This window comes from Bacteroides sp. MSK.20.82, assembly GCF_019052485.1.
Lineage (GTDB): Bacteria > Bacteroidota > Bacteroidia > Bacteroidales > Bacteroidaceae > Bacteroides > Bacteroides thetaiotaomicron.
The window spans coordinates 1-12801 of the sequence record NZ_JAHQUN010000032.1; the positions used below are offsets into that span (position 1 = coordinate 1).

10 protein-coding genes and 1 pseudogene are annotated in these 12801 nt (G+C 44.1%); 8 read left to right on the forward strand and 3 right to left on the reverse strand.

The window, feature by feature from the left end:
* Window positions 1-1168, reverse strand: a 1168-nt coding sequence (locus tag KTR07_RS19850; protein WP_195382129.1) for a VapE domain-containing protein, incomplete at its 3' end; no start/stop codon positions are given.
* 329 nt (window positions 1169-1497) lie between these two features.
* Between KTR07_RS19850 and KTR07_RS19855 the strand changes: the two genes are divergently transcribed.
* From KTR07_RS19855 to KTR07_RS19865, 3 genes and pseudogenes are all read left to right on the forward strand, one after another.
* A complete protein-coding gene (locus KTR07_RS19855) occupies window positions 1498-2136 on the forward strand; it encodes an HU family DNA-binding protein (protein WP_008759907.1) in 639 nt (212 codons plus the stop codon).
* A 100-nt stretch (window positions 2137-2236) separates the two neighbouring features.
* Window positions 2237-2419 (forward strand): annotated as a pseudogene (locus KTR07_RS19860) (type II toxin-antitoxin system RelE/ParE family toxin); the annotation flags it as partial.
* Window positions 2403-2588, forward strand: a complete 186-nt coding sequence (locus KTR07_RS19865) for a helix-turn-helix domain-containing protein (protein ID WP_008764435.1) — start codon at window positions 2403-2405, stop codon at window positions 2586-2588. The pseudogene KTR07_RS19860 and the gene KTR07_RS19865, both read left to right, overlap by 17 nt.
* 73 nt (window positions 2589-2661) lie before the next feature.
* Here KTR07_RS19865 and KTR07_RS19870 read toward each other — a convergent pair whose 3' ends face one another.
* Both KTR07_RS19870 and KTR07_RS19875 read right to left on the reverse strand, forming a co-directional pair.
* Complete coding sequence (locus KTR07_RS19870) at window positions 2662-4116, reverse strand: DUF3868 domain-containing protein (protein WP_008764436.1); 1455 nt, start codon at window positions 4114-4116, stop codon at window positions 2662-2664.
* Between the two features lie 12 nt (window positions 4117-4128).
* Window positions 4129-4698 (reverse strand): DUF3575 domain-containing protein, encoded by a 570-nt coding sequence (locus tag KTR07_RS19875; protein WP_008759911.1) that lies wholly within the window; start codon window positions 4696-4698, stop codon window positions 4129-4131.
* Between the two features lie 498 nt (window positions 4699-5196).
* Here KTR07_RS19875 and KTR07_RS19880 point away from each other — a divergent pair, with 498 nt between their 5' ends.
* The 5 genes from KTR07_RS19880 (at window position 5197) to KTR07_RS19900 (ending at window position 12776) form a co-directional block, all read left to right on the forward strand.
* Complete coding sequence (locus KTR07_RS19880; RefSeq protein WP_008759912.1) at window positions 5197-5832, forward strand: DUF5033 domain-containing protein; 636 nt, start codon at window positions 5197-5199, stop codon at window positions 5830-5832.
* A 304-nt stretch (window positions 5833-6136) separates the two neighbouring features.
* Window positions 6137-10294 carry a response regulator gene (locus KTR07_RS19885; RefSeq protein WP_008764437.1) on the forward strand — a complete coding sequence of 1386 codons (4158 nt, stop codon included), beginning with the start codon at window positions 6137-6139 and terminating at the stop codon, window positions 10292-10294.
* A gap of 47 nt (window positions 10295-10341) precedes the next feature.
* Window positions 10342-11151: a tRNA pseudouridine(38-40) synthase TruA gene (gene truA / locus KTR07_RS19890; RefSeq protein WP_008764438.1), complete on the forward strand. Its 810-nt coding sequence runs from the start codon at window positions 10342-10344 to the stop codon at window positions 11149-11151.
* Between the two features lie 64 nt (window positions 11152-11215).
* Window positions 11216-12115 (forward strand): DMT family transporter, encoded by a 900-nt coding sequence (locus tag KTR07_RS19895; RefSeq protein WP_011109171.1) that lies wholly within the window; start codon window positions 11216-11218, stop codon window positions 12113-12115.
* Between the two features lie 10 nt (window positions 12116-12125).
* A complete protein-coding gene (locus KTR07_RS19900) occupies window positions 12126-12776 on the forward strand; it encodes a DUF3256 family protein (protein ID WP_008764440.1) in 651 nt (216 codons plus the stop codon).
* Window positions 12777-12801: the final 25 nt, after the last annotated feature.

Consider the following 12801-nt stretch of genomic DNA (forward strand, 5'->3'; position numbering starts at 1 on the left):
TGAAACCTCGTAGAGCAGCAGCATTCCGTTTCTTCAGTTCTTTATAAATATCGGCAGCAGAAAGTCGCAGATATTTCTCTTCCGCTGAGGCTGAGGTGCGGAAACAACTGAGAAATACCTCTTCGGCAGGGCAAGTACGGTAAAAGGGTGCATTATTCTGTTGTATTTCACGTTCCGTTTCTTTGTCGAACCAATACGGACACCCGTCGGCAAGCTCCGCTTTCAGTTGGGCGAAGATCTGTTCATGCTCGATTCCCTCACAATTTATCGGCTTTTCTACTTCTACACAGAAGAAACGGCGGCTGCCTGTCGGGTCACTCATCAGATCGGAGCGGTTGGAAGTTCCGATGAAAGAAGCGATGCGCGGCAAGTCCCGGAAGTTACGCTGATACGCTTTGCAGACGTGGAGACTCGACATTTGCATTAAATTCTTCAGAAGCGGCATTTTACTCTCTGCATATTTGTCGAATTCATCCAGATTGATCAGCCCCATTTCTGACAGAAGACGTTCTGCCTGTCCTTCTGATGTCAGTTTGAGATTATCCATATAGTAACGTTGCAGTACTTTGGGCATCAGCGATTTGCAGAAAGTCGATTTCATCCGTCCCTGTTCGGCACTGATCAGGATGGGAGCCAGGCTGTTGGCATGGACACCCGTCTTTCCTTCCCATTGGGCAGCCAGTCCCAGCATCCATGTGTGGAATCCTTTTACCCATAGAGGTAGTGCAGATACACGTCGGGCAAGCGGAGTCAACCGGTCGATGCCGTCCCAGGGAGGAAGTTCGTCCATATAAAGCCGGAAAGGATGATACTCTCCGATTTGTGTGGAATAAATATATCGGCTCACATCTTTATCCCAGCAGGAAATGCCCTCTGCATGAGCCTCCATGCAGAGGGTGTTCAGTTCACGTTTTCCGATGGGACGAAATTCGGTCTTTGCTCCGCTTAATGGGCGAAATTCTGTTTCTTCCGTCAGGCGGTTGTAGCGGAAGTCATAGTGAGTTTGCAGAAAGGTGTTGACCCGTTCCGTCAGGCAGGCGGAGTTGTTGGGGGACTGCTGCTTCGGTTCGGGCGTTGCGGGAACGGGAGGTGTGTCAATCTGTGATACGCTCTCTTTTTTCCATGCCTTTATCAGCATGGCGATCATTTGGGTTACTTTTTCCATCATATTTGTTCTTTTTTTTAAGTTTCGTGCATCAAAGTTACAATGCCGGGATAGCGATTTGCAAGTGTTTTCGATAGATTCCTTTAAATACTTCCGTTTATGAAATAACGTAGGAATCATTAGGTTTTCCTGCCTTTCTGTTGTATCTTTGAAGGCGCAAACATCAGAGGCTAATGCAGATTAGCTGATCAGCTATCCTTCATTAGTCAATCGGCTAATCTCCATTAGCCGGGCAGCCATAGCACATTAGCCGATGAAAATGAAGCTTCTTTCATCGGAAGTTTCCGTAGGAATAACAGATTAGAAGTACTTATTTAATAAAAGAGGAAGCTATGGCTATATTATTTGACTGGTATGAGAACCCGGTATCACCGGATCAACCGAAGAAAAAAAGATTCCATCCCCGCATTGCTTACAATGGTCAGGTAGATACGGACGAAATGAGGAGTAAGATTCAATCCCGTTGTACGCTGAATGAAGTCGATGTGACTGCTGTACTGGATGCTCTTTCGCAGGTGATGGGAGAGGAGTTGGGAGAAGGACGGCAGGTGCATTTGGACGGCATCGGCTATTTTTACCCCACGCTGACTGCTACGGAAGAGATAGCCGCCGACACTCCACGACGGAATATGAAAATCAAACTGAAGGCTATCCGCTTTCGTTCGGATCAGAAATTGAAAAACTCTATCGGATTAATTAAGGTAAAGCAACTGAAGAAGAATTTTCATTCGTCCAAACTTTCGGAAGTAGAGATTGATATGTTGCTGAAGGAGTATTTCAGTACGCATCAGATGATGCAGCGCAGAGATTTCCAATCTTTGTGTGGCATGGTACGTTCTACGGCTATGATTCATATCCGGAGAATTTGCCAGGAAGGAAAGTTGCAGAATCTCGGATTGCGTAATCAGCCGATCTATGTTCCTGTTCCCGGATTCTACGGGACATCCAGAGATCAGCCGACGCTCCGGTAAATTCCCGGCTGAAAGGACTGAAGGCTGAAAGGGTGCTTTTTCGGGGGCGGCTTTCAGCCGCTTTCGCCTGCTGGCAGGCGGTTGTGGCGGATGGCTGAAAGGGCTGAAACGCTTGAAAATAAAAAAACATTCCATGAATATTTATGGGGCTTTTTTTATTTTTGATGAAGGCAATATCGTGATGTTGTTTAATGGCTTTCAGAAAAAGACACAAAAAACGCCCGAAAGTGAGATTGAAAAGGCAGTAAAACTTAAAAATGAATATTATGCAAGTAAACCCTGACGTTGGAAGTATGGATGCTGTATTAGACAAATTGTACGGCAAGGTAGGTACCAACAAGTCCTATATATCTAGAATTGAGAAAGGAGCGCTTGAGCCGGGAGTCGGACTTTTCTTTCGTATCATTGATGCATTGGGCTTAAAAGTGGAGATTGTTAAGCCGATGATATGATGATTATGATATAAAAAAAACGCACTGCCTTCTCAGGTGGTGCGTTTGTGTTTTGGGGTAAAATTGTTTGTTATTATTCTTTGGGATAATTTCTTATGCTTTTTAGTTGTTTCATATTGGTGTCAGCCTGAGTGGTGAGTCCACCGGCTTTTGCTGCATTGAAATATTTCTCTGCCGCATCGTAGTCGCCTTCCAGCAGTGCGATGACTCCCAGGTTATTCAGCGTTTCGGGAGCTTTCTGATCAGCTTTGGCAAGATGCTTCTTCGCTGTTGTCAGGTCTCCGCCTTTCTGTATTTCCATGGCTCCTGCATTCAGATTGGCAATAGGGTCATCCGGGAACATGGCGGCTGCTACCTGGAACGAACGGTTGAACTCTTCGCTTCCCGGCTGACAGCTTTCCGCAATCCGATAGATTTCCTGTAGGCTCAACAGTTGCGGACGTGTCTTGATAATCTCTTTGGTTTCTTCCAGATTGAACCCGCGTACGGTATAGTTGACGGTATAGTCTGAATGACGCAAAGCCGGATAACATTCTTCCAATATATATTTATAAGTTTGAGGACCTGCCAATTGAGCGATCTGGCGTTCTTTCTTGTCTATGTCCAGTGTCGAGTCATCCATCAGTTTCAGTATCTCGTCCTTCTTCTCCAATGAAGAAGCTGCGATAAACTTGCGGAATCCTTCCCAATCTTCAGAAGTATACTCTGAAGTGATCAGTTTATTGTCGAACTTGTAATAACTGGTCACATAATCTACCAATGCCTGTGTACGACCTTTTGCCAGTCGGGTATTGTTGGCATATCCACCTTCCGGTGATGCATAACCGTGAATTCTTATACTGCTGAGCGTTGTCTTGTCATCATTACGTACACTGTCAATGGTAGCACGTATCTTGGCCAGCTCTACTGTGTTGCGACGATACTCCGGTCGGATGATAATTTGGTTCACCGGGAAGTCGAGGAAAGCGCTTCCTTCTATGGCACGGTGCTTGACGGCTTCTGCCTGTGGAGTGATATAGGATATAGCGGGCTGTAGCTGCACGGGTAAAATGTTCAATCGGGTGATTAATTCACCGCTGGTCTCCTCTTTCAGGTCGCAGCAGCCGCATACATCAATATTCAGTTTCATTTCCGCATCACGCATCCAGGCTTCGAACTGGAATTGCTGGTGGTAGTTGATAATCTGTTCTTTATTATGCTTGCGACGGATAACACTGTAAGTATTTTCCGAAGGAGCGATGTTATTGCGTTGGTTTACTACTTCACGTTTGCGACCGTAAACTACGATGGAAGGTAGTATCTTGGTGCGGCCATTTGATTCGAGGAACGGAGTGAGGGTGACGACATGATTGGAGGAGAGCTTCAGATTCTCCTGCATCACGATATCCATATCGATGCTCAGCACATTGTTATCTTCATTGCGTGTGATAGATTCTTTCTCTATACGCACCTGATCTCTATAAAGTGTCTGCGCTTTCCCGCCCAATACAGGCAGCAGGCAAAAGAGTATGCATAATATCTTTTTCATATTTGTTTTGTTTTAGAATAAATAGATTAAACTGATAGCAGCTTTCGTGGGACCTAAATAGTTCTTATGTCCTTCGCTAACCTTCTCACCGCACGTCTTGCATTCGAACTGCTCATACTTGACACGTGCGTAACCTACACCAATATTCCCTTCCAGATTCCAATGCTTGGCAAGAATCCATTGATAACCGTAGGAAATACCAGCACCGAAGAAATTGCCTTTGAAGCGGTGGTCCTTCAGTTCCGGCCAGATGCCCCAGGGCATATTGATGGCGGCAGCCTGGTAGACGCCTCCATGTACATGGAATCCCACAAAGTGTCCATTGAACTTGTCGCAGAACCAGTAACGGAGTTCCGGCTGGATGGCGAGCATCTTCATCATCTTCTGATCTTTGTATTTCCACGGATTATAGTTGGCATACAAGTCCAGCGTTAACTTCTTACTCAGACCGACTTCGGCTCCGAGATTGATAATTTTCATCGCGTCCATTACAAGATTGGTTTTCACTCCGACTACCTGACTATATAATAAGGTAGAAGCAAACAAGGTAACGAACAAAAATAAGATTCTTTTCTTTTTCATCGCATGATGGGTTTTGTTTGTTGATGTTGCAAAAGTAACGGTTATATGAATAGACGTTAATTGGTGGATTCATCTTTCTTCTCTTTCCTTTCAATGGAAATTAATAAGTGGGGTGGTATATCATTCTTTTTATAGGTGGCATATAATTCATTGGTAATGGGTGGTGTTTTTACCGCTCGTATTGAATGAATTGCAGATGAGCGGCGATTTGATACTTGCATATCTTATTCAAGTGCTTGAATAAGCTGTATTTCGTTCGTTAAAGAGTGGTAATTCATTCATTTTGTCTCCTGAAAAAGTTTTTTCTATTGAATAAAACGCCTATGTTTGCAGTGTACAAACAAACAAGAAAAGATAAATAAGAAAACTTAAGTTTAAAAGATTCCCTCCTAAGGAACATGAACAGATAAACAATATGAAGTGTAAGAAGCGGACGAAATAACAAACAACAGTTCGCAAACAAATTAAAAAAACAAATAAAATTTAGGAGGTACTAATATGAAATCAATTAAATTCTTTTTCGCATGTGTATTGGCATTAACTTTTGTAGCATGTTCTAATGCTGAAAGTGATAGTTTTGAAGACAACTCTTCAAACTTTGAATCCATGATATCTTTATATGGTATACAATCTGCAACTGTTGACTCTAAAGTAGGTGATGTACCTTCTGTGACTGCAGAAGAAATGGCAAGTGTGCTTGAAGCGCTTCGTCAGAATGGTAATACTATCCGTAACTGTGAATCGGAAACTTTGGAAGGATACTACGAAGGTGGTGACAGAAAAGAAGTGAAGATGATCGCAGAATATCAGGCCCGTACCAGAAGCGGTGCTTTCGTAGAACAATTCGCATTGTGTGTTTCCATCAACTTTAATATTGATAATAACGGCGGAGTATTTTATATAGGTACTACATACTCTTCCTCGACTGACCTGTTCAACTGGCAGGGTTATGGAGCTTCCTTATCTACTACTGCTGAAGGAAACAGTGTATTCAGCTCGACTTCTTATCTCTATTTCCGTGTAAGCGACCAGGGTAATTGCCTGGTTAAGGTACCCGTAAGCTTTAAAGGTAGCTACAACTTCAAGGATAATAAGGGAACTTATAGCTTTACTCTTTCCAAAGCAGCTAATTAATACAACAGGAATTTATTGATTTTAGGTATTACGTTACAATATATACAACTTATATAAAAGGGCTCCTTGCGCCGTGCACGGAGATTCCATCAGACAAAAAGAGGAACCAGACAGCAAACAATATAGCTTTGGTCATTCAGGCAATTAAGAAACAAACAATGGGAGGCCCGCCGATTCTTTTACGAATCAGCGGGCTTTTACTTTATTGTGAATTATTGCTAAAAAATATTTGTTATCCGATTTGTTAATGATTTAATTATATATCTTTATCAGCCAATACACATGAACAAAATACAATTAAGATATGAGGAAGTTCTTCTTTCTGTTGTTGCTGTTGACGGTTTTTCTTCCGTCATACTCTATAGATACCCACTGGGACCTAGAACCGCAAATAATTAAAAACGGAGTCGGAAATAATACTATTTATCATGTTTGTTACGGAAGCGAAGGCTTTATGTGGTTCTCTACCGACAAGGGAATCTCCCGCTACGATGGCTTCAGATTTCGTGATTATCCGCTCATTATGAGCGTTGACTCCCTTTCCACTCCTTTGCATCAGGCTGTAAAAACGCTGAAGGAAGGTTCCGACGGTTTATTTTATGCTTCACTCTATCAGGGGGGAATAACCTGTTTTGACAAAGAAATGGAAAAGTTTTTGCCTGTACGTTTTGACAGGTCGCTGAAACTTAAAGAGATTCAGGATTTTTGCTGGAATGATGGCAGCCTGTATCTGGCTACTTCGCATGGATTGTTCGAATCGCGTCCCATCCGCAAAAAAGAAGGAAAAGAAGATTTCGTCTATTGTATATTGAATCCCGAACCTTTGATAAAAGGAAAGATTACTAATCTTTGCACGGATGGAAAAACAAACCTGTACTTTGCCGTTGACCGCGAAAAGGTGATACATTATGATCTCGTAACCAAAAGAACTTCTGTGATCAGAGAATATGATGTGGTGAACAGACTCTTTTTGCGACAGGGATATTTATGGATATGCAGATTATGGAATGATATTGTATGTTATGACCTTAAATCGCATAAGGAACGTGTAGTCTCTCTCGAGGGGGGCGACCAGCCGGATTTCTCCAACTCGTATGTTACAGATATGGTGATGAAAGATAAGCAGACGTTTTATCTGACGACATGGGACGGATTATATAAATTGCATTTTGAGAATCTGAATTTGTGTGAGAGTCCGTTTACATTGACACTGCTGACACAGGGGGAAAGAGCGTTCCATTCAAGGATCGAAAATAAGATGACCAGTCTGCTATGGGATAACAGGCAGCAGATTCTTTGGGTAGGTACCTTTGGCGGGGGAGTGGTAAAGTTTGATATCAGCGACAGTATGTACAGCCGGGTACGGCAGAATTTCAAATCCAGAGTGGATGGCATGGTCGAAGATGCAAAAGGGTATATCTGGTTGACGGTGACCGATGGAGGCATCATGAGAAGCACTACTCCGTCATTTTCGATGGATACACATTTTGAACCATGGAAAAAAGTATCCGGTCTCTCCGGACGTTATCACATATATAAAGGTAAAGATGGAAACATTTGGCTGGGTAACAATTTTGGAGAGATCATCTCTGTCAATCCGCTTACGGAAGACGTGGAATCTTTTCAGTTGAAAAACAGCGAAGGCGGGAGGATGCAGGCTGTTGTCCATTGTTTCTGTCTGGATTCGTGGAATCGTTTGTGGGTAGGTACTTCGAATGGACTGGTACAGGTAGATCCTAAAACTCACGGATGCAAAAATATAAAACTGCCCGGTGAAATCAAGAATGTATTTGCCATCACTGAAGATAAGGAAGGAAATGTATGGGTAGGTACGGATAAAGGGCTGAAAAGAATTGAAACGAACGGTGACCAGATACGGGTGGAAGGAAACTATGAAAAGGAGAATGGGCTGGAAGAAGCCGGAGTGCGAACCCTGTATGTGAATAACTATAATCAGATTTATGCAGCCTATCTGAACGTCGTTATTCGCATCGACGGAAGAGAGAAGGATAAGATAGAATCTGTTTATACACTACAGAGTGGATTGACGGACGGACATGTCAGTTGCATGGTCGACGACCATATCGGAAACACATGGGCAGGAAACAATGTAGGAGTGATGACCATCAGAAATGGACAGGAGGCTTTTTATAGTTATCTGTCGGTGGGAAACTGCAGTGCAGTCTGTCGTTTGAATGACGGACGCTTGTTATGGGCGAATTCCTGGGGGCTGATTTTCTTTGATCCTTCTGCTACCAAAGGCGATAGTGGCAAGAAGCATTTGATGCTGACCGATGTGGAAGTCGGTGGAGAAACGGTGCTGGCAGGAGAAAAGCGGAACGGGCAGATGATTCTGGCTGTTTCTCCGGAAAAACAGGAGAAACTGGTGTTTGCTTCCGATAACAACGACTTTCATTTGTTCTTTTCCGATCTGCGTTACGGACTGGCACAGCGCAAGATTGCTTACCGTCTGCTTCCTGCGGACAAAGAATGGAAAATGATACCGCTTGCAGAAGGACTGTGGTTCAACGGATTGGCTGCCGGAAAATATGCCTTGCAGGCTAAGCTGGTTTTCCCGGATGGGAAAGAAGGGGAGGTAATCGAGATTCCTCTGGTGGTGAAGGGTAAATGGTATCAGACTATATGGGCGTATATCATGTATGTTCTGTTACTTGGCGGATTATCTTATTTCTTCTATTCTTATTTCAGAAAGAAGGATCAGCGCAAACAGATTCATCGTGACCGTGAGATGATACTGAAGGAGAATCTGAATCTCGAAAAGCTGAAACAGGAACAAAAAAAAGAGATAGAAGCGATGAGGAACCGGTTGCTGATGCTCTTTGTGCAGGAATTGCGTACGCCGTTGTCACTCATCATCGCTCCGCTGAAGGAATTGCAGAAGGATGACGCTCAGACTTCTCAGCTTTCTCTACAGGTGGCGTACCGGAACTCACTCCGCATGGTGGATGCCTGCGACCAGTTGCTGGCAGTATACGGGCAGGGCAATATGGAATCAAAACTGGAAGTTGCTCCGTATTCGGTGGATAAAATGATCGACAGCTCTCTTTTTGGTGTCCGGGACTTGTTGAAGGTGTATACCATTGATTTCCATTGCGAGAAGAGAATCAAGAAGGAGATGGAATTTTATGTGGACAAAAAGAAAATAGAATTCGTCATTCATAATCTGTTGACAAATGCTTTCACCCATACGCATTATGCGGGAACGGTTTCTTTATCTGTTTGTGAGGTTGTAAATGACAATATGCACTATGTCTGCCTGATAGTAGAAGATGACGGAAAAGAAAGGGTAAGAACTGTTGAGCAGTTGATGAGCGAGAATGAAGGATCGGAACGTGATATGTCGGCTGCGCAAATGGGATTCACCATCATGCAACAGATGATCGAAGCTCATTACGGAACGATTACTCTTGAAAGTACTGAAGGAAAGGGGACGAAGGTCACGGTCAATCTTCCCGCCGACAGAGATGTCTTTGAAAACAATCCGAATATTCAGTTTATTGATCCGGAAGAACTGACAGAAGTAGCAGAGCTGGAACCCGAATCGGCAGAAACACAGAAACAGGATTTGGCAGTAGAGGATGCTGTGGTGCAACAGGATCAGCAACTGCCGCTTTTTGCGGAGGCATTGCCTGCCGAAGAAGTAGCATCCCCCGTAGCGGGCGGAGTTAAAAAGACGATATTGATTGTAGAAGATCATAAGGATATCCGCCTGTATCTGAAAGTGCTCTTCGGCAATGAATATAACTTGTTGATGGCAACCAACGGGCAGGAGGGAGTCGATACGGCAATGAAAGAGATGCCGGACTTGATCATCTGTGATGTCATGATGCCGGTGAAAGACGGTTTCGAATGTTGCCGGGAGGTGAAGGAGAATCCGGAAACGTGCAGTATTCCTTTTATCATGCTGACGGCAAAGGTAGAAGACGACGATATTATTCACGGACTGCAGCTGGGTGCGGATGATTATGTACTGAAACCATTTACTCCGGGCATTCTGAAGGCGAAAGTCAGCAGTCTGATTAATGGTCGTCAGACGTTGAAGCAGATGTACACGAAGTTGTTCAAATTGCCGGGAACGGATACAATTGTCGTGAGCGAACCGGAACAGGCGGGTGAAGAAGTGAAGACGGAAGATCCGTTTATCACAGCTGTTATCAAAATTGTGGAAGAAAATATTTGCGAGGCGGACTTCAGTGTGAAGAAACTGGCAGCGGAAATGAATATGAGTCAGCCCACCCTTTACCGCAAAGTGAAGCAAAGTACAGACTATACCATTATAGAACTGATCAGAGGAGTACGTATGCGCCGTGCGGGAGTGCTGTTGAAAACGAAACAATATGCAGTGCAGGAAGTTGCCGAAATGGTGGGGTATAATGACATTCCGACTTTCCGCAAACATTTTGTGGATGCATTTGGTACGACTCCTTCTACGTATGAATAAAAAAATGACTACTTTTGCAGTCGAAAACCCTAAAATGAGGAATCGGCGTGCAAAGGTATTTTATTTATTTGGCTTATGATGGAACCAACTATCACGGTTGGCAGATACAACCCAACGGGAGTAGTGTGCAGGAATGCTTGATGAAGGCTTTGTCTACTTTTCTGCGTCGTGATGTGGAAGTGATAGGTGCTGGCCGGACGGACGCGGGGGTGCATGCCTCGCTGATGGTGGCACATTTTGATCATGAAGACGTGCTCGATACGGTGACTGTCGCCGACAAGTTGAACCGTCTGTTGCCTCCAGATATTTCTGTCTATCGTGTCCGTCAGGTAAAACCGGATGCGCACGCCCGTTTTGACGCGACTGCCCGGACATATAAGTATTATGTGACTACCGCCAAATATCCTTTCAACCGCCAGTACCGCTACCGTGTCTATGGTTCATTGGATTATGAACGGATGAACGAGGCTGCACGAACCCTGTTCGAATACATTGATTTTACAAGTTTCAGCAAACTGCATACAGATGTAAAAACAAACATCTGCCACATCTCCCATGCCGAATGGACGAAGATGGAAGGCGAGGATACCACCTGGGTATTTACTATCCGTGCCGACCGCTTTCTCCGTAATATGGTGCGTGCCATCGTAGGAACATTGCTCGAGGTAGGACGCGGCAAACTGACCGTGGAAGGTTTCCGTAAAGTGATAGAACAACAGGATCGTTGCAAAGCGGGAACTTCCGCTCCGGGAAATGCGCTCTTCCTTGTCAACGTAGAATATCCGGAAGATATTTTCTCAGAGGAAACTAAAAAGTCAGTACTATCTACACTCCTTCCCGAAGGAGGGGAGTGTTAGATACTGCCGACTTCCCAGTCAGCTCAATATTACTTGTTACTTATTACCTATTACTTATTTCAACATGTGGTTATTATTAGCTTTTCTCTCGGCTACCTTGCTGGGATTTTATGATGTATTCAAGAAACAGTCATTGAAAGATAATGCGGTGTTGCCTGTATTGTTTTTGAATACGCTTTTCTCCAGTCTAATTTTTCTGCCGTTCATTTTGGTATCGGCATTCGAGCCTGATCTCTTTGGGGGAACCATCTTTAATGTTCCCGTTGCAGGATGGGAGCAGCATAAATATATTATCATCAAGTCGTTTATCGTTCTGTCATCGTGGATATTCGGTTACTTCGGGATGAAACACTTGCCTATTACCATTGTGGGGCCTATCAATGCTACCCGTCCGGTGATGGTGCTTGTAGGAGCAATGCTGGTGTTTGGCGAGCGTCTGAATCTCTACCAATGGATCGGAGTGATGCTGGCAGTGGCTTCCTTCTTTATGTTGAGCCGTTCGGGGAAGAAAGAAGGGATCGATTTCAAGCATAACAAATGGATTCTCTTTATTATACTGGCAGCAGTCATGGGAGCTGTCAGCGGATTGTATGACAAGTTTCTGATGAAACAGCTGAATCCGATGCTGGTGCAATCGTGGTATAATGTCTACCAGTTCTTTATCATGGGAACCATTATCTTCCTTCTCTGGTGGCCCAAACGGAAGACGACCACTCCTTTCCGCTGGGACTGGACCATCATTCTGATTTCCGTATTCCTTTCGGCGGCAGACTTTGTCTACTTTTATGCTCTGAGCTATGATGACTCCATGATCTCCATCGTTTCGATGGTTCGTCGGGGAAGCGTGATCGTATCTTTCATTTTCGGAGCGCTCTTCTTCCGTGAAAAGAATTTAAAAAGCAAAGCGATTGACCTTATCCTCGTGTTAATCGGAATGATATTCTTATATTTGGGGTCTAAATAAAAAGTACAATATGAAATCAAATAAAATCACTCATACCATCGCATTTTTCATCATCGGCTTGTTTACTTTTGTCTCTTCACAGGCGCAGGAAGCAAAGACTCTTTTTATCAACGTTCCGGATTCACTTTGTCCCTTGCTTACGAAGGTGAACCGTGAAGACTGCATCGACTTTCTGAGCAGTAAAATGAAAGCACAGGTGGAAAACCGCTTCGGGCAGAAGTCGGAAATGACCGACCTGAGTAAGGACTATATCCGGATGCAGATGACTCCGGAAACCACTTGGCAGATGAAAGTATTGGCTTTGAATGATACCACGAATGTGATTTGTACGGTAGCTACGGCATGTGCTCCGGCTTGTGACAGCAGCATCCGCTTCTATACTACAGACTGGAAACCTCTGACTGCCGATTCATTCATCACCCTGCCGGTCATGAACGATTTTCTGCTTACTCCGGACTCCACTGCGATATACGAATTTGACGAGGCCTCCCGTTCTGCAGACATCTTATTGATGAAAGTGGATATGAACAAGGAAAATACAGAACTGGCTGTCACTCTGTCCACTCCCGACTATATGTCAAAAGAAACGGCAGAAAAACTTAAACCGTTTCTCCGCCGTCCTATTGTTTATCAGTGGAAGAATGGAGCGTTTACCAAATAAACAGCTCCGCCCCATTTCCACTAAT